We start from the raw sequence: 18,053 nt of genomic DNA on the forward strand, positions 1-18,053 counted from the left end.
CGCGCCTCTCCCCCACCGGGGTCGGCACTCATCCTTTCAAAACGGCCGAAGCTGACGCACCTCGAACGACGGCGGCTCTCCAGCCTCGCGTCGCTTCTGCTCCTCTTCCCACATCGTGAACGTCCGACGATAGATAGATTTGACCATGGCCAATTCTTCGCCGGTCAACCGCCGATTCTCGGCCTCGGCTTGCCCTCTGATGGCTTTGATCGTGTCATACAGCGCGAATATCGGCCCATCACCCGTCAGGTGGTACGATCTCACCCTTTCAGATGTCCACACGAACTCCTCGAACGGCTTCGTGGTGATGTAACTGGTGGTGGTGGCGAACAGACAATCAAGAGTCGGGCGGTCGTCCCTGTCAAACAACCCCGTTTCCGGGTTGAGAAGCGAGCCCACCCATTCCCCTTCCGGCCCGGCTTCCAGCTTGAAGGCAGTGCCGTGGTACTCCCAGTACATGGGAAGTCCGATATCGTCACTCATTGCGGCACACTTCCTTTTCCGACCTTGAACGCGTACCCGAACCGCAGCCGTTCGACATTCAGGATGGCACCGATCAAGGCGCGCTCATCGGCTGTGTTCGCGCGCCCCTCGGCTGCGGCCAACGCTTTGAAGTCACGGCGGACTTCAAACAGCGCGTGCTCGTAATCGGCGACCTCATCAATGGACTTCAAGTGGAGCCTCAGTTCGGCGACATGACGCTCACCGTTGCCCAAATTAAGAATAACACTCATCTGCAGGTCACGATACCCGCTGGACTGTGGGGCGGCAAACCGATCATCGAACGCGACGACCTTGATTTTGGAGTCGTCACGTTCGGACATTTCGACTACCGCGGACAGCCCACGATAAGCTTCACCAACAGAATCGTATTGGATCTTCGACCCAACCAAGTCGACCAGCTTGCTGGGATCCTTACCGCCAAGCTTGTCTTTCGCGCGAATCTTACTCTTTGGCTCTTTTCGGGAGTACGCGTCTCCTCCGGTCGCCGCTGCCACCGCGGCGGCGAACTCATGAAGCATCGCCTGCTTCGTTTCCCAGTCCCGATACAACTTGTTCAGGTACTCATCTCGGTAATCGGGATGATCCACCGGTAGGTCATCGAACGCGGGCTGCAGATAACTGCCGTCGTCAAGCGTCTTTACTAGATCGCGTGTCCGGGTCGAGAGTTCCGCCTGGCTCGGTTCGAGAACGGCGGGTGGGGGTTTCGGGTCGCTCTCGTATTTTTCGGCGAGGGCCAGGGGGCCGTCGGGGTGGCTGCGGACCTCGTTGACGCAGTCTTCCAGGACGTCGATTGCCTTGGGGTGTCGTAGGAGGTTGCACAGGGCTTCGGGGCGGGTCAGCAGCGAGTTTTCCAGGAAGCCGACCTCGCGCAGCATCCGGACCATTTCGGGGTGCCGGGGCAGCATCTTGGCGATGGCGTCGCCGACCCGGATTTCCTGGCCGTCGACCTTGACCGTGGTTTGGATCTCGTTCGCCCGCGCGATGGTGTCCTGGACGCTCTCGCGCCTCAGGTAGTCCTTGATCTCGTCGGCTGTCGGGAGGTCGCCGAGGGTGTTCGCGGGGCGTGGCCGGTTGGCCGGGTCCTCATCCGACGACGGGGGGCGGTCGTCGTCGGACTGGGGGGTGGTTTCGTCGGCTCTGTTCGGATCGTCGGTGGTGGACCGGACGTCGACGGCTTCGGGGTCGCGTCGCAAGTGGGGGCTGTCTCGGCGTTCCCCGGCGGCGTCCGAGGGCGGGGTGTGCGGGGTGGACGTCTGGGGCGGATAGCCGTCAGCGCCGGTGGATTCGGTGCGCGTGCCGTCGGGATGGAACGTGTGCCAACGGCCATTGGGCGGCGCCGTCCTGCGGGGCTTGCCGTCCCGGTCGATGTAGGTGTCGGTGGCCAGCGGCCTGGCGTTGGAGCCGGTGGACACCTTTTTGTCGGACGCGAGCACGTCCGCGCCGAGTTCCCTGGCCAGCCGCGCGGCGAAACCGTCCGGGTCGCGTCCCGCCTCGCAGGCGACCAGGCGAACGGCCTGCCCGCGCTGGTAATTCGGGTCGGCCATGACCATGGCCGCCAACTGCGACGGCGTGACCTGCTTGCCGTCGACCACGGCGTGGTTCGCGTTCGCGTGGACGTCGACGGTGTACCGGTCGGGGTCGGGGATGACCGTGTTCGCCGCCCACCGCATCCCGGAGTCGTCCGGGCCGTAGAAGGCACGGCCCGCCGGGGTCTCTGTGCTGTGGTCGTAAATCTGGCGGAGATCGTCGGGCAGGCTGTCCGGGCCTGCCTGCGGCTCGTCGCCTGCCTGCTCGTCGTCCTCCGGCGCGGGGCCGCTGTCGGCATCCGGGCGATCGTCGAGGTAGCCCTCCGGCTGCGAGTCGTCCGACCGGTCCGGGTCGGCGGACTCATCCGTCGCAGGGGCCGATTCAGCCGTTTCCGACGAGTAGAACTCGGTTATCTCGCCATTCTTGTCGATGACGAGGACTTCCTTGAGCCCGGCGATCGGCCAGTCGTTGAGCTGGGCGCGCATCTTGTCGAGGTCGACGGCGCTATCGCTCACATTGAGGACGACGCGGTCGGCCTGGCCGCGCTCGACCTTCCGCTGGATTTCCGAGGCGATGTTCGCCGGCTTGTCTCCGCTGGGCGCGTAATTGTCGAAGGCCTTGCCTTCGATGAGTAGATCCGGATTCTTCGGACCGGCCAAGACCGCGCTCTGCTCGACGCGATATCCGGCCTGCGCCAGAATCGCCGCTGACTCATTATCCCGTGCGAGTGAGCGCCGCGTGCCCGCGTCCTGGTGGTCGAGCGCCCGCGCCGATGGGCCCTGGGGCAGGGCGTCCGGGTCGGATTCGCCGGAGGGTCGAGTGTGGCCGTCGGGCTTGGCGGCACGGATATCGATGCCGTCCTCCGGAGCCGGACCATGCTCGAACCCACGATAGACGGCTGTTTTCGGAGCGCTGCCAGGCACGCTGTCGCCCCACGACGGAGTGTGCCCCGGCGGATAAGGACCTGGCCGTTCCACAACGGTGCCGTCCGGACTGAAAGTGCGCCAATCCCCGTTTGGCGGCCACCCCGCCGTGTAACCACCATCGTAGGTTTTATGACCGGAAGTGGCAAAGGCGTTTCCGTTGTTATCCACCCACATTCCAGTCGTGGGGGCGTGCACCTCGACGCCGATCTTCGCGGACAACTGGGCGGCGAAACCATCGGGCAACGCGCCTGAATCACAGCCGAACAGGGTGATCGGCGTGGGCTTCTTCCAGTCCGGGTTGGCGAGGATGAGTTCGCCCACTTCATCAGCGGTCAGCGCGTCCTTGCCGATCTTGGCCCCGTCTGGCCCCGTGTGCATATCGACGACAAAAGTTCCAGGAATCTCCTTGACGACGTTCGCCGTGGGCCCAGCATTTCTATCTTCTCGCTCAGAAGAGAAAATGGACATTCCAGCAGGGGTGGCGTAGGCATTCTGCCGATACTTGTGAAGATGCTCGTACTGGTACGGGAGTTCGTGCAGCCGTCCGCTCAGCAGCGGTAGGGTCGCGCGGTCGACCGGAGCACCGTCCGGGCCGATGTGCTCCGGCGCTGGCTCGTTGAAGAAGTCCCGGGGCAGTTTGTGGCCGATAAAGTCGGGATTGGGCACGAACTCGCCGACGACGAATCCGTCCGGCGATTCATAGGTGACCTTGTGCCAGCCCTCGACATATTTCCAGTCGATCCCTCCTGGGAACAGGACCTCATTTTCTCCTCGGCCTTGACCGCCCGCTGCCGCCATGGTCGGATCAGTGAGGATTCCACCGGGAGCCCTGACCCTGTAAAGGAATCCGCCACCGAGGCTGCGATCAACACCAACCTTTTGCTCGGTTGAGGTGCTGACATAACCGTAGCCCGTGGGGCCGCGTTCTTTGTGTGTGTCACCGACATGGTTAGGAATATTCATGTCGTTGACGTTGTGCGGCCTGAATCCCTGGGCTTCGCTGATCTCCTCCGGTGAACGGCTGTCGCCCCGCCAGAGAATATTGTTGGCGCGCATCCACGCCACGACATCCCGGTAGTAGAGCTTTTTCACGCCGGTGGCGGCCGGGCTCAAATCGGCCCGTTCCAAGGCCACCGGGGGCAAGGTGTCCTTGGCGGCCCGCGCGTCGCGACCCTGGCCGGTTCGGTCGGGATGGGTGCCGGGCGTTCCCGGTTGACGCGGCGGCCGCGTGTTGTCCGGGCGGAAGCCGGCGCCGGGGCGGGTGCCGTGGCCAGGCAGGCCAAAGGGTGCGCGCTGGCCGGGAATGTCTCGTCGCGGTGCTCCGGGAGCGGGGACCTGGCCGTGCGGCGGGTGGCCTGGCTGCTGGGGGCGCGGTTGGCCGGTGTCGTGCCTGCTCGGGCGCTGCCCGTTGGGCTGGTGTTGGCCCGCCTGCTGCCTGGTGGGCGGTTGCTGGCTGTGGTTCCCGTACGGCCCAGTGGGCGGCTGCTGGCCCTGATACCGCTGATTCCCCTGCGGACCGGCAGGCGGTTGCTGGTTCCGATACTGACCCGCCGGTGGCTGCTGGCTTGGCTGTCGCTGACCGGTGTGCTGCCCAGTGGGCGGCTGCGGACCTCGCTGCTGACCGGTGGGGGTCTGCTGGTGCCGATTCCCCTGCGGCTGGCTCCAGTGCTGGCCTGCCTGCTGCCCGGTGGGGGACTGCTGGTTCGGCTGACTGGGGTATTGCCCACCAGGCTGCTGCTGGTTCCGGTACTGCTGCTGGGGCGTGTGGCCGCGGTGGTCTGGTTGGCCGTTCGGGGGGAAGCCGCCTGCCCGCGGGTCGGGGTGGTGTGGCAGGCCGACGGGTTGCGGCGGGACACCCTGCTGGGGTGGGGGCTGACCTTGGTGGAAACCGGCGGGGGCCTGCGCCGTGGTTCGGCTGTGGCCGGGCTGGTTCCCGGCGTACGGCGTTCCACTCTGGGGCGGCGGCGCCACTGCGCGATCGGGCAGGGGCGGGTGCTGCTGGGGTCGGCCGGGGTGCGGTGGGGGCGCCGACTGGGGGTGGTTACCCGGATTCAGCGGATAACCAGCGGGCTGCTGGTGTCCGGCGAACGGCGGTGGCTGGACTGGCGGGTGACCGGCGAAACCAGGCTGACCGGCCGGGCTCGCGGCGGGCGGGTGGGCGCCGTAGGGCTGGGTGCGGTGTGGCGCCCCCTGTCCGGGCTGGTGGCCGTAGCCCGTCTGCCTGCTCTGGTCGATGCCGGACCGTTGGCTGGCGGCAGGCGGCGGGAGGTACGCGGGTGGCTGTGGGACGCCTCGGCCCTGCTGAGCACCGCCTGCGACCGGCGGCATACCTGCCGCGGACGACGTGCCCCGGCCGGGTTGGCCCCCGGTCGCGGCGAGCGGCGCGCCACCCGCCGACGGTGTTCCCCCACCCTGCGTGGGGGGCACTCCACCGCCCACAGACGGCACACCTCGGCTGTGTTGCCCATTTCCGGCGGCCTGCGCACCACCCAGTGGCGGCCCCTCCCGGCCTGCCGAAGGGGGTGGCACAGCCCCTGCGGGTGAACCGTCCCGATCAGGTCGCCCACCGCCCGTGGCGAGCGGCGCGCCACCCGCCGACGGTGCACGCGTCCCCTGCTGACCGCCACTGGCATTGGGTGCGACACCACCCGCGGCCGACTGGTCCCGACCTTGCTGCCCACCACCCGGGGCGAGCGGTCCACCACCGGTCGACGCGCTTCGCCCCTGCTGCCCACCCGAAGCAGGCGGCGCACCACCCGCAGACGCTCCGTCCCGACCCTGCTGCCCACCACCCGAAGCCAGCGGCGCGCCACCCGCAGACGCACTTCGGCCCTGCTGCCCACCGCCGGCAAGCGGCGCACCAGCGGCCGATGCGCTTCGGCCCTGCTGGCCACCCGTGGTGGGGGGAACGCCGCCTGCGGAGGATGTTCCGCGCGCGGGTTGGCCGCCTGCCGTGGTGGGGGGTGTGTTGCCCTGTCGGGGTTGGCCGCCGGTGGAGGACGTGCCGCCGCGCGTGGGGGAGGTGGCTGCTTGCTGCCCTCCGGCTGGGGAGCGGGACTGGCCCGCGGTGGGGGGCTGAGACGGGTGGGGCTGTTGGGTGGCGGCGGGCTGGCCGCTGGGGGTGGTGGGGCGGGGCTGGTGGGGGGTGGCCTGGCTGGGCTGGGTTGGGGTGGGGCCGCCGGTCTGTGGGGTGCTTGGGCGGGAGGACGGTCCGGAGCCGTTGCCGGTGGGAGTGCTGGAGGTGGCGATCTTTCCTGGGGCTGGGCTGGCCTGGCCCGCGGCGGTTGGCGTGTTGGGGGTGTTCTGGACCGTCGGGGTGGGGCTGGGGCGGTTGGCGGTGGCGGACTGGCCGCCTGCTCCCGTGGTCGCACCGCCGCCGGTGACGGTGGGGGTGCTCTTGCCGGTCTGGCTTTCCACGCCTTTCATGCGGGACGCCGCTGAGTCGTCGGTGCCTCGGGTGGCCTGGGCGGTTGCCTTGGTTTTGGCGCCCGCGTCGTCGGCGGCGGTGGCTGCCTTGTCGGCTCCGGTGCGGGCGGTGGCGATGGCGCTGTCGGCTTGGCGCATGGCGACTTGGCCGAAGACGCCCGCGCTGTCGGCGCTGGCGTTGATGTTCAGCTTGGCCAGCACCCCGGACCGGAGCTGGTCGCCGCGCTGGGCGATCCGGCCGCCCAGGGACTCGACGGCGTCGGCGTGCATTCCGACGCCACCGCCGCCAGGGCCCGCGCCGCCGGTGGTGGACGGGGTGCGGCCACTGCTCGGGGACTGGTCGCCACCGCTGTGCGAGGACGGGGAACCGCCGCGATCCTTGTGCTTGACCATCACGCCTTCGCAGGCGACGAAGCCTCGACGGGCTTGGGGACACGGGTGCGCGAACCGCGGACGACGGCGGTCTTGGGGAATCGGGTCCGCGGACCCGATTCCACGGCGGTAGTGGTCGTTGTCGGGACAATCGCGCTCATCGCTGAGCCGATCTTGGCCACCGGCCGGGCGGCCGGGGCCTCGTCACCGCCCGTGAGCGTGGGGGGCTCGGGGTTCGCGGGTGTCACCGCGGCCTCGCGCGTCCGCTCTTCGGGCGTTCTCACTGATCCTCCGCTGTCCAACCACCACGGTCTGGGACAGGGTGTCATATCGACCACGGCCGTCGGAGGCGAATGGCGCAAGCAGGTGGACAGCGGTTGGGCTAAGGGGCGCCTGCCGTGGTCGGGGTCACTCTCTGTGCTGGATGGCGCGGGGCGCTGCCTTGACCCGCGACAGCGCCCACGCCAGGACCCAGCAGCCCACGGCGAGCAGGAGGCCGTGGCCGACGCGGGCGGCGGCCGGGCCGAAGAACTGCGGGATGAACAGGACCAGCCCGGCCGCGAACGGAAGCGCCGCCCAGGCCGGGAAGCGGCCCGACCGGTTCAGCGCCAGCGCGGTCAGCACCCCGGCCGCGGCGAGCAGGAGCATCCCGCCGAGGAAGAACGCCGCGGGGGCCGGGTCCAGGCGGACCGTCTCGGTCTGGGTGAGCATGGTCGGATCGGCGTGCTGGGTGGCCAGGTCGCTGACCGCCTTGATGCCGAAGGTCTCGCCGCCGTAGTAGGGCAGGGTCAGCCCGGCGCCGAGCAGGGCGGTGACGAAGGCCGCGGCCGCGGGGCCCTCGCCTCGGGTGCCGCCTACCGCGGCGCGTAAACCCAGCAGCGCCAACGGAAGCAGGATGAAGCCGATCATCGCGGCGGTGTGCGCGAGCGTCCACGCCGTCGACGACATGGCGGCCGCGCCGTCCAGTGTCGTCTCGTCGCGGTAGGGGCGGGTCGCCGGGTAGGCGGCGAACAGCAGCCCGGCGACGGCGAGCAGCACCGGGGCGACGCGGGCAGCGGGGTTCTGTTTGCCATCAGTGTTCTGTCTTCTGTCTGTGTTCTGCGCGCTGTGGACCACGACGTCCTCTCTGGTCGGTCTAGTCGCCTTCATGATGTCGGCTCCGGCGCGGGCCGTGGGGTGCGCGCGGGGACGTTCACCGGACGGCCATCCCAGCGTCGGTGCTTCAGCGGAACTTAGGCGCGTTACCCGATCGTGGCCCCATGACCCACACCGTGACAGCGGCGCAGGCCCCCGATGTCCGCCCGCCCGTGGGGCGCGGCTGGACCGCGCGTTACGTCGTGGCCAGCACTGGAATGTGGCTGGCGTTCCTGACTCCCGCGCAGGTGCAGCTTGCCCGGCAGGCGGAGGTGTTCGCCCCCGCCGAGAAGGAGGCGCTGCTCGGCTTGGCGCTCGGCGTCGGCGCGGCGGTGACCGCGGTGGCGGTTCCGCTGCTGGGCGCGGTGAGCGACCGGACCCGGTCCCGCTTCGGCAGGCGCAGGCCGTGGGTGGCGGGCGGGACGCTGGTCGCGGCGGCGGGCCTGCTGGGGTTGGCGGGCGCGGACGGCGCCGCGTCGATGCTGGCGGGCTGGGTCGTCACGCAGCTTGGGTTGGCTGCGGTGCAGGCCGGGTTGGTCGCGACGATCCCGGACCGGGTACCGCGGCCGCAGTTGGGGATGGTCGCCGGGTGGGCCGGGATGACGCAGATGCTCGGGGCGCTGCTGGGCACCGTGCTGGTGAACCGGTTGGTGGTCGGCCTCGCCGCGGGCTATGTGGCCTGCGCGGTCGTCGCGGCGGTGTCGGTGCTGCCGTTCCTCGGCGGGCGGCACGAGGCCACCGATGAGGCTCCCCCTCGGGCGACGCGGGCGCGGGCGCGCTGGACCGCGGATCTGGGGTTCGCCTGGGCGAGCCGGTTCCTGGTGATGCTCGGCTTCGCCCTGATCACCCAGTACCTCTTGTATTACCTGGGCGACGAGATGCGCGTCGCCGACCCGCGGCGGGCGGCTCTGGTGATCACCGCGGTGACGGTCTTGTGCGCCATGGCTTCCGCGCTGGCGGCGGGCCGCTGGTCCGACCGGGCGGGCCGCCGCCGCGCGTTCGTCGCCGCGGGTGGGCTGTTCATGGGGATCGGCGCCCTGGCGATGGCCGTCGCTCCACTGTGGCCGGTCGCGATCGGCGCGGCGGCGGTGGTCGGCGTCGGCTTCGGCGCGTTCCTCGCGGTCGACTTGGCGGTGATCGCCTCGGTGCTCCCGTCGGCCGAGGACACGGGCCGGGACCTGGGCGTGTTCGCCATCGCCGCGGCGGCCCCGCAGATCCTCGCGCCCGCCCTGGCCGTGCCGGTGCTCGCGGTGGCGGGCTACCCGGGCCTGTATGTGGTGACGGGCCTGGTCGCCATCGCGGGCGGCGCGCTGGTGCTGCGGATCCGTTCCGTGGCCTAGTTTTCCCTACCACGACGGCGGCCCCGGACGCGTGGTCCGGGGCCGCTGTCGTCGCGCTCACCAGGCGACAGGCAGGGATTCCAGGCCGTGCACCAGCATTCCCTGCTTCATCCGCAGGTTCGCCACGTCGGTGTCCAGCCGCAGCGTCGGGAACCGGCGGAACAGGCTGCTGATCGTGATCCGCAGCTCCGCGATCGCCAGCGCCGCGCCGAGGCAGTGGTGGATGCCGAAACCGAACGCCAGGTGCGGGTTCTGCGCCCGGTCGGGGTAGAACTCCTCGCCCCGCTCGAACACCTCGGGGTCGCGGTTGGCCGAGCAGACCGCGGCCAGCACGGCACTGCCCTTGGGGATCACCGTGCCCGCGATCTCCACGTCGGTCAGGGTGATCCGCATCGGGCCGCCGTCGCCGATCGGGTTGACCCGCAGCAGTTCCGGGACGAAGTCCCCGACGGCGTCGGGGTTCTCCAGGACCCGGGCCAGGTGCTCCGGGCTGCGCAGCAGGGTCAGCACGCAGGCGCCGATCATGCTGACCGTCGTCTCGTGACCGGCCACCAGGATGGTCATGGCCATCACGATCAGCTCGGCGTGGTCGAGGGCGTCGCGCTCGTCGTGGGCGCTGATGAGCGCGCTGAGCAGGTCGTCGCCCGGCTCCTCGCGGCGGCGGGTGATCAGCTCGTGGATGTAGCCAGCCATCTCCATGCGCTGTCGCACCATCTCCTCGGCGGTGAGGGTGGTGAGCGCGACGATCGCGTTGGACCACTGGCGGAACTTCTCCCGGTCCGCGAACGGCACGCCGAGCAGCTCGCAGATCACCTGGACGGGCAGCGGGAACGCCAGCGCCGCGTTGAGGTCGGTCCGCTGGTCGTCCGCCTTGGCCATCTCGTCGAGCAGCGCGTCGGTGAGCTCCTGGATGCGCGGTTCGAGGTCGCGGACCCGGCGGGCGGTGAACTCGCCCATGACGAGCTTGCGCAGCCTGCTGTGCTCGGGCGGGTCGGTGGAGAACAGGCTGTTCGGCGGCATCGGGGCCGCGGTGAGCTTGGGCGCGCCCTCGGCGACCATGGCGGCCCGGCTGAACCTCGGGTCGGCGAGCACGAGCTTGGCGTCGTCGTAGCGGCTGACGATGTAGCCGAGGTCGCCGCTGGGCAGCACGACTTGGGCGACCGGGTCCTGCTCGCGCAACTCGGCGTAGACCGGCGGCAGCTCCGTCGCCGAGGGGCGGTGGAACGGGTAGTGCCTCGGGCAGCCGGTCGTGGGGGTGTCGACGGCGGTCTCGGCGTCCATGTTTCAGCTCTCCTGGGCTCGCGCGGAGTCTGGCCGCTCCATCGTTCCCGGGCAGGCTGAGCCGTGGCTTATGTGCCGCTATGCCCCTGTTTTTCGTTGCTGGTCACCGCTGTGCGGCGGTGGCGCGCGACCGCGTGCCGCGCTGGATCGCGACGTGCGCCAGCCAGGCCAGGCCGAGGGTGAAGCCGGGCGCGGCCTGGGTGTTGGTCTCCGGCAGGACGGTGAACGCGACCAGCACCGCGGTGGGCGGCGCCCAGTGCCGCAGCACCGTGACCGGCACGAACGGCAGGGCGGCGCCGACCGCGGCGGCGGGGATGACCCAGCCGCGGTGCTTGACGGCCTCGAACGCGGCGAAGACGACGCAGAACCCGGCCAGGGCCAGCCAGCCCGGGTGGCGGCGGCGGTGCGCGAGATCGGTCACGGATGCACTCCGGCGGTAGTCGGAAAAGGGAGACAGGGAGATGCCGCGCGGGTTCGGTTTCCGCGCCGCGCGGGACACGGTAGAGCACCGAGAGCCGGAGCACCATCAGCGGACGGCGGCATAACGCCCGCGCGGTCACCCGCGCGGAGGAATTCCGGGAAAGCGCAATCGCGAAGCGGGCGCCCAAGTGGCCGCATGATCGGAAAGCCGAGCGATATATTCGATATTTTTACGCACCACCTCGCGGTCGCCGCCCATACTAGGCAGGGCGGCCAAGGCAGCGCTGACACTGGGACCAAAGCCCCGCTTAACCACGCCTGAAGCCCCTGGTGAACAGGGGTGATAGGGGTTGCATCCACTACCCTTTCGCCCATTCAGACCAACCAGGGGACCATTCGCGGAACAAGGAGGTAACGGTAAGCGGAAATCTGGGACGACCATTCGCCGACCGGCCGAGTCGTGTAAGGATAAATAGCCGACAACAACCACAGGACGCCACACAGGGGGTATGCGTGCGGTTCGAGGTTCTGGGTCCACTTTCGGTGGTGGACGTCTGCGTGAACGGAACGAGAAGTTCTCTCTTACCCAGTGCGAGCAAGAAGCGAATCTTGCTCGCCGCGCTGCTGTCGCGGGTGGACGAGGTGGTGTCCACCCAGAGTCTGATCACCGAGATCTGGGGCGACCAGCCGCCTGCCAAGGTCCGCGGCGCGCTGCACGTCTACATGGCGCAGCTGCGCCACCGCCTGTCCGAGAGCACCGCCCCGGACCGCCAGGCCACGATCGTGACCGAGGGTCCGGGCTATCTGCTGCGGCTCGGCGGGGCCGAACTCGACCAGCACGAGTTCGACGCCCTGCTCACCCAGGCGCGGACGCTGCTGGACAGCGGCGACCTGCGCACCGCGGACCACGCCGTCCGCCAGGCTCTCGGGCTCTGGCGCGGCCCGGCGATCGCTGGTCTCACCGAGGGCCCGATGCTCGGCGTGTACGCCACCTGCCTGGACGAGGAGTACGTGGCGGCGCTGGAACTGCGGCTGGAGATCGATCTGCTGCTGGGCAGGCACCGGGCCGTCATCGCCGAGCTGATCCGCCTCGTCCACGACTACCCGCTGCGGGAGACGTTCTACCGGCAGCTCATGCTGGCCTTCTACCGGTCGGAACGCCAGGCCGACGCGCTCAACTGCTTCCGCAGGCTGCGGCGGCGGCTGCGCGACGAGCTGGGGGTCGAGCCGTGCAGGCCGATCCAGCAACTCCACCAGGCGGTCCTGTCCGCCGACCCGGCCCTGGACCGGCCCATGGCCGACGTGGCGGTGTCCTAGGGACGCGGGCCGGACCGGCCGCACAGCGCCGTGCGGCCAACCCGGCTCGGCGGCTCAGCGGGCGAGGGCGGCCGACACGACGCCCCACAGGGACGCGGGGGTGGCGAACGCCTCCTGGCTCAGGTCGTCGTCGGAGATCGTCACGTCGTAGGCCTCTTCCAGGCGCACCAACAGGTCCACCAGGGCCAGCGAGTCCAGCCCGGCCGCGCGCAGGCTGGCGTCGGCGCGCACCGGCGACAGCCGCGGCAGCGCCTCGGTCAGCACAGCCGCGAACCGTTCATCCCACACAGCGGTCTCCATCGCAGCCTCCACAGACTCCACAGCTTCCACTGACTTCCCAGGCTCCACAGACTTCACAGGCTTCGCGATCGGTTCCCGAACCAGACACAGCCGAGAGGCGGACACGACCGACCCGCCGCTGACGACGACCTCGGCCGCCCCCGGCCTGCTGAGGAACCCGATCAGGCTGGCGGTGGCCCCATAGGCGCCCACGTTGGGGATCGCCAGCGTCTGTCCCACCCGGACCGGCGGCACGTCGGCGGCGCCCCGCCCGAGCGTGTCCGCGGGTGTGCACAGCGGCCCCACCAGCCGGGTCTTCACCGCGGGCGAGTCATCGCCGCCACCGGCGGGGAACGGCAGGGCGGTCGCGGAAAGCGGCAGCAGCCGCCCGATGCCGGACAGCCCGCCGAGGTGGTTGATCCCGGTGTCCAGGACGGCGAACCGGCTCCCCCGGCTGTCCTTGACGTCGCTGACCGTGCACAGCAGAGTCCCGCTGTCGCCCACCAGGTGCCGCCCGCTCTCGAAGAACACCCGGGTCCCGCCGGAGCGCCACGCGGGGAAGCGCTCGTCCAGCGCCGCCGTCACCGGCTCCCGCAGCCCCGGATACCGGGGCCGCTCGCCCTCCTTGGCGAACGGGCAGCCGAAACCGCCGCCCAGGTCGAGCACGCGCACCTCGATGCCCAGCGCCTCGGCCAGCGTCGCCGCCGTGGCGATCGACCCGCGCATCTCGGCGACGAGGCTGTGCTCGTCGTAGGCGTTGGTCAGCGGGAAGAAGTGGAATCCGGCCAGCCGCACCCCGGAAACCGCGCGCAGCGCGTCCCGCAGCGACAGCAGCACCTCGACGTCGGCGCCGAACTGCGAGGCCTCGCCGGTCATCCGCATCCCGGCGCCGCCGGGCGCGTCGGCCCCGTTGACCCGCAGCGCGCAGTCGACCACCCGCCCCAGCGACCGGGCCGCCTCGGCGACCCGCTCCAGGTCGACCAGCGACTCGACGCTGAACGTCCCGACGCCCGCGGCGATCGCCGTCCGCACCTCGACCGCGGTCTTTCCCGGCCCGGTGTAGAACATCTCCGCCGGGTCGGCGCCAGCGGCCAGCGCGGTCGCGAGTTCGCCGGACGAGGACACCTCCGCCTGGCACCCGCCCGCCAGCAGCGTCCGGACCAGGTCGATGTGCGGGTTCGCCTTCAGCGAGTACAGCACCGTCGCGCCCGCGGGCACCGTGTCGCGCAGGTCGGACAGCGCCCGCCGCACCCGGTCGAGGTCGTAGACGTACATCGGGCTTCCGTAGTCCGCGATGAGCGCGGCCGCCCGCTCGGCGTCGATCACTGGGGGCTCCCCGTCCGCAGCAGCGCGCGCAGCCGCTTCTTGTCGGTTTTTCCATTGGCCGTCAAGGGAAACTCGTCGATCCGGTGGCACCGCGCAGGCACCTTCGCCGGTTCCAGCAGGGCCGCCAGGTCGGCCAGGACGGCGTCGCCGTCGCGGTCGGACACCACGACCAGGTCCAGGTCCCACTCCCCCTCCGGGGGCAGCGCGGCCGCGGCGGTGACGCCATCGACCCGCGCGGCGGCCGCCTCGACCTCGACCAGGCTGGCCCGCACGCCGCGGCGCTTGAACTGGTCGTCGCGGCGGCCGTGGAAGTAGAGGTGGCCGTCGGCGTCGAGGTGGCCGTAGTCGCCGGTCCGCAGCCTGCGCGCGCCGGTGGCGGGGTCGGTGTCGTAGCGCTGCGCGGTGAGCTCGGGCGCGCCCCGGTAGCCCGCCATCACGTGCGGGCCGAGCACGGTGATCTCGCCGACCTCGCCCGCCGCAACGGGTTCGCCGTCGTCGCCGAGGACGCGGATCTCGGTGCCGGGCAGCGCGGTGCCGACCGAGCCGGGCTTGCGCCGGTCGATGTCCGGCTCGGCGATGGTGACCCGCTTGCACTCGGTGATCCCGTACATGGCCACGATCGCCGCGTGGGGAAACACCGCGCGCAACTCGGCGATGTCGGCCGCGGTCAGCGCTGCCCCGGTGTTGGTGAACATCCGCACGTGGTGGGGAACCGCGCCGCGGCGGGCCAGCTTCGCCAGCATCCGCGCGGTCGACGGGACGGTCGGCAGGACGGTGGCCCGCGTCTCGCGCAGTGTCTTGAGCATCCCGATGGGGTCGTCGGCGTCGGCGAGCACGAGTTCCGCGCCCGCCAGCGCGGCCAGCAACACCTGGTAGAGGCCGTAGTCGAAGGACATCGGCGAGCCGACCAGCACCACATCTGTGTCCCGATAGGACAGTCGAGCGGCAATGGCGGCCGCGGCGAACTCCACCGCCGAGTGCGGGCACACCACGCCCTTGGGCGCCGCGGTGCTGCCCGAGGTGTAGATCAGCATGGCGGTGTCCGCGCCCGCGATCTCGGCAGGCGCGTCCGGCCCGTCGCCCGCGACCGCTTCTTCCAGCGACAGCACCGGGCACAGCACGTCCGGCCGCGCGGCGGCGGGCGCGACCAGCGCGGCGGGCTCGGCGTCGGCGACCACGGCGGCCAGCGCGGCGGGCGGCAGGTGCGGGCTCAGCGGCACCAGCACCGCGCCCGCGCGCAGCACGCCGAACACCACCGCGGCAAGCTCGCGCCGGTTCCGCGAGCACAGCGCCACCCGGTCGCCGGGCCGCACCCCGGCCGCTGCCAGCGAGCGCGCCACGGCCCGGGCCGCGCTGCGCAGGTCGGCGTAGGTCCACGCCCCAGTCGCGTCGCGGACCGCGGAGGCGTCCGGGGCGCGCCGCGCAGCGTAGTCCAGAATCCCGGCGACCCCGCCCGCGGTCCGCGGCAGCGCCGCCGTCGCCGCGCCCGACGCTTCCGCACCTGCCGTCGCGGCGCCCACAGTCCGCGCGCCCGTCGTCTCCACCGCGACCGTCTCGGCGGCCGTCGCCTTCGCGACCGTCGTCGTCGGCTCGGCGAGCGGCTTTCCGGCGGTCATCGTTCCCGTGGCCGTCCTCATTGCGGCCACGTCCGCTCGGTCGGCTCCGGCAGGCCGTCGAGGATCTCGAACACGGCGCTGGTCGCGGTCAGGCCCGCACCGCTGCCGACCATCAGGACCCGGTCGCCCGGCGTGACCACGCCCGCGGCGATCAGGTGCCGCAGTCCGGCGAACTGGTCGCCCGCGCCGAGGTGTCCGTGAGTGCGGGCGAACGACCAGGTGGTCTGGTCCTCGCGCAGGCCGACAAGCTGGCTGAGCTGCCAGTCGAGCTTGGCGCGGCCCGCGGCCGGGATGACGGCGGCGGCGAGGTCGGCGAAGTCGGTCTTCGCCTCGGCCAGGGCGCCCGCGATGGCGCCCTTCACCGCCTCGGCCAAGCGGGTCGTGGCCGCGCGCATCCCCCCGTGGTTGGCGAAGTGATGGCTGATCCGGCTGGTGAGGTCGAGCGGGCCGGGCCGCGGGGCGTCGTGGAACCGCTCGCCGCGCAGCACCTGCTCCAGTCCGTTGTCTGCCACCGTCGATGTCGACAGCAGCTTGGCGAAGCCGCCGTCGGTGGACAGCAGCATCGCGGTGCCGCCGTCGCCGTAGGGCAGGCCGCGCTCGGTGCGCCAGCGGTCCACCCCGGGCAGGCAGAACCGGTCGCCGGTGGTCAGCAGCGCCGCGCCGCCCCGCTCGAAGACCAGCCGGGACGCGGCCAGGTCCATGCCGCTGACCGCGGCGTTGCACTGCTGTTGCAGGTCGAAGGCGACCACCCGGTCGCCGACGGCGTGGCGGGCGACGTAGGACGCGGCGGGCCACATGTCGACGCCCTGGTACCAGAGGCTGGAGTGGAAGACCAGGCGGATGTCGGCGGCGTTCACCGCGGAGTGGGTGATCGCGTCGCGGGCGGCCAGCACCGCCATCTCCGGCCCGGACAGCTCCGGCTCGACCAGCACGGACGTGATGCCGTTGGCCGCCAGCTCCTCGGCGTCATACGCACCGGCGGCGACGGCGTCCGCCGCGGTGGCGGGTGGCGGCAGATACACGCCGAGTCCCGCGACGTAGATGTCGTCCCACTGCATGTCCCGCTCCTTTGTGTCCCCGGCTGGCGCGCTTCAGCGTCGTCCGAACGGCTGATGCGCGGCTTAGGGCGCGCTTTCCAGCCGTCGCGGGAGCAGGCGGGCGGCCAACGCGGCACCGACGAGGGTCACCGTCGCGGCCACCCCGAGCGAGACCGCGGCGGCGTGGTCGAAGGCCGCGCGGTCGCCGAGGTCGGTGACGAGCCGGTTGAGCATCGCGCCCACCACGGCGACGCCGAGCGCCCAGCCCAGTTCCTGCATGGTGTCGTTGACCGCGGAGCCGGAGCAGGCCCGGTCGTCGGACAGGCTCGACACCAGCACGTCGGTGGCGACCGGGCTGGCCACCCCGAAGCCGATGCCGACCGCGGTGAGCCCCACCACGATCGTCGGGTAGTCGTGGCCGAAGAAGCCGAGCACGGCGATGCCGGTGGCCGACAGCGCCATGCCCGCGGCGACCGTGGCCGCGACCCCGAGCAGCCCGCGCAGCCGCGGCGAGAGCGCCGTGCCGACCAGCACCGTCAGCGCGACCGGCCCGATCGCCAGGCCCGCCTGGAACGGGCTCATCGCCAACTGGACCTGCAGCCGCTGGGTGAGGACGAACAGCGAGCCCGCGAGCCCGAAGAACATCAGCATGTTCCCCAGCGCGGACCCGGCGAACCGCCGGTCGCCGAGCAGGGACAGCTCGATGAGCGGGTAGGGCGCGGTGCGCAGCCGCCGGGTGAACGCGACGCAGGCGGCCGCGGTCACCACCGCGCCGATCGCGACCGGGAAGCTGACCCGGCCGTCCGCGCCGAACTCGATCACCGTGTAGACGAGGCCGCCGATGGCCAGCACCGACAGCACCGCCCCCACCGGGTCGGTCGGCCGCGCCGCCGGGTCCGCGGACTCCCGCACGAAGAACACGCTGGCGACCACGACCGCGGCCACCAGCGGCACGTTCAGCAGGAACACCGCGGCCCACCCGATGTCGTCCACGACGAGACCGCCGAGGACCGGCCCGATCGCGACGCCCAGCGCGGCGATCGCGCTCCACACCGCGATCGCCGTGGCGCGCTCGCTCCGGTCGAAGGCGTGCAGCAGGATCGACAGCGTCCCGGGCATCACGAACGCCGCTGCGACGCCGAGCGCCGCGCGCACCGCGATCAGCTGCCAGGCCTGCGTCGCCATCGCCGCGACCAGCGACGCCACCGCGAACGCCACCAGCCCGCCCAGCGTCAGCCGCTTGCGGCCCCACCGGTCGGACCAGACACCGGCCACGATCAGCAGCCCGGCGAACGCGACGGAGTAGCTGTCGACGATCCACTGCACCTCGGCCAGGTCGGCGCCGAGGCCGCGCATCATCGCGGGAATGGCCACGTTGAGGGCGGAGTTGTTCAGAACGACCACGCACAGCGCGAGGCCCATCAGGACCAGCACGACCCAGCGGCTGGTCCTGGCTTCGGTCGTGACCACGGTCGGCTCCTCGCTCGGGCGATGCGGCGCCCTGATGGAGCCACAGCGGCCTTAAGCGCCGATGTGCCCGAGGGCTAA

At 71.2% G+C, this 18,053-nt stretch carries 13 protein-coding genes; 3 read left to right on the forward strand and 10 right to left on the reverse strand.

Annotated features, from left to right (window positions below; genetic code table 11):
* Window positions 1–36: 36 nt before the first annotated feature.
* Window positions 37–483 carry a hypothetical protein gene (locus tag BLS56_RS02840; RefSeq protein WP_091447885.1) on the reverse strand — a complete coding sequence of 149 codons (447 nt, stop codon included), beginning with the start codon at window positions 481–483 and terminating at the stop codon, window positions 37–39.
* The gene (locus BLS56_RS30345) at window positions 480–4,091 is read right to left on the reverse strand and encodes a CdiA C-terminal domain-containing protein (RefSeq protein ID WP_175482632.1); all 3,612 of its coding nucleotides are present in this window, start codon (window positions 4,089–4,091) and stop codon (window positions 480–482) included. The genes BLS56_RS02840 and BLS56_RS30345 overlap by 4 nt, the downstream gene beginning before the upstream one ends.
* A gap of 132 nt (window positions 4,092–4,223) precedes the next feature.
* On the opposite strand from BLS56_RS30345, the gene BLS56_RS31195 reads away from it, so the two are divergent.
* On the forward strand, window positions 4,224–5,501 hold the full coding sequence (locus BLS56_RS31195; protein ID WP_091447889.1) for a hypothetical protein: 1,278 nt from the start codon (window positions 4,224–4,226) through the stop codon (window positions 5,499–5,501).
* A gap of 1,274 nt (window positions 5,502–6,775) precedes the next feature.
* On the opposite strand, the gene BLS56_RS30350 is transcribed toward BLS56_RS31195, so the two are convergent.
* Complete coding sequence (locus tag BLS56_RS30350; RefSeq protein WP_139190477.1) at window positions 6,776–7,039, reverse strand: hypothetical protein; 264 nt, start codon at window positions 7,037–7,039, stop codon at window positions 6,776–6,778.
* A 124-nt stretch (window positions 7,040–7,163) separates the two neighbouring features.
* Window positions 7,164–7,904, reverse strand: a complete 741-nt coding sequence (locus BLS56_RS02860; protein WP_139190478.1) for a hypothetical protein — start codon at window positions 7,902–7,904, stop codon at window positions 7,164–7,166.
* Window positions 7,905–8,014: 110 nt separating this feature from the next.
* Here BLS56_RS02860 and BLS56_RS02865 point away from each other — a divergent pair, with 110 nt between their 5' ends.
* Window positions 8,015–9,229, forward strand: a complete 1,215-nt coding sequence (locus BLS56_RS02865) for an MFS transporter (protein ID WP_091447895.1) — start codon at window positions 8,015–8,017, stop codon at window positions 9,227–9,229.
* Window positions 9,230–9,286: 57 nt separating this feature from the next.
* On the opposite strand, the gene BLS56_RS02870 is transcribed toward BLS56_RS02865, so the two are convergent.
* Together BLS56_RS02870 and BLS56_RS02875 are read right to left on the reverse strand one after the other, a co-directional pair.
* Complete coding sequence (locus tag BLS56_RS02870; RefSeq protein WP_091447896.1) at window positions 9,287–10,510, reverse strand: cytochrome P450; 1,224 nt, start codon at window positions 10,508–10,510, stop codon at window positions 9,287–9,289.
* Window positions 10,511–10,613: 103 nt separating this feature from the next.
* On the reverse strand, window positions 10,614–10,931 hold the full coding sequence (locus tag BLS56_RS02875; protein WP_228771298.1) for a hypothetical protein: 318 nt from the start codon (window positions 10,929–10,931) through the stop codon (window positions 10,614–10,616).
* Between the two features lie 557 nt (window positions 10,932–11,488).
* On the opposite strand from BLS56_RS02875, the gene BLS56_RS02880 reads away from it, so the two are divergent.
* On the forward strand, window positions 11,489–12,247 hold the full coding sequence (locus BLS56_RS02880) for an AfsR/SARP family transcriptional regulator (RefSeq protein ID WP_139190479.1): 759 nt from the start codon (window positions 11,489–11,491) through the stop codon (window positions 12,245–12,247).
* Window positions 12,248–12,301: 54 nt separating this feature from the next.
* Here BLS56_RS02880 and BLS56_RS02885 read toward each other — a convergent pair whose 3' ends face one another.
* The 4 genes from BLS56_RS02885 to BLS56_RS02900 form a co-directional block, all read right to left on the reverse strand.
* On the reverse strand, window positions 12,302–13,852 hold the full coding sequence (locus tag BLS56_RS02885; protein WP_228771299.1) for a phosphopantetheine-binding protein: 1,551 nt from the start codon (window positions 13,850–13,852) through the stop codon (window positions 12,302–12,304).
* Window positions 13,849–15,468: a class I adenylate-forming enzyme family protein gene (locus BLS56_RS02890; protein ID WP_091447899.1), complete on the reverse strand. Its 1,620-nt coding sequence runs from the start codon at window positions 15,466–15,468 to the stop codon at window positions 13,849–13,851. The genes BLS56_RS02885 and BLS56_RS02890 overlap by 4 nt, the downstream gene beginning before the upstream one ends.
* A gap of 17 nt (window positions 15,469–15,485) precedes the next feature.
* Window positions 15,486–16,526, reverse strand: coding sequence for a ketoacyl-ACP synthase III family protein (locus BLS56_RS02895; RefSeq protein WP_091447901.1), 1,041 nt, complete (start codon window positions 16,524–16,526; stop codon window positions 15,486–15,488).
* 63 nt (window positions 16,527–16,589) lie between these two features.
* The gene (locus BLS56_RS02900) at window positions 16,590–17,975 is read right to left on the reverse strand and encodes an MFS transporter (RefSeq protein ID WP_091447902.1); all 1,386 of its coding nucleotides are present in this window, start codon (window positions 17,973–17,975) and stop codon (window positions 16,590–16,592) included.
* Window positions 17,976–18,053: the final 78 nt, after the last annotated feature.

This window comes from Actinokineospora iranica, assembly GCF_900101685.1.
Classification (GTDB): domain Bacteria; phylum Actinomycetota; class Actinomycetes; order Mycobacteriales; family Pseudonocardiaceae; genus Actinokineospora; species Actinokineospora iranica.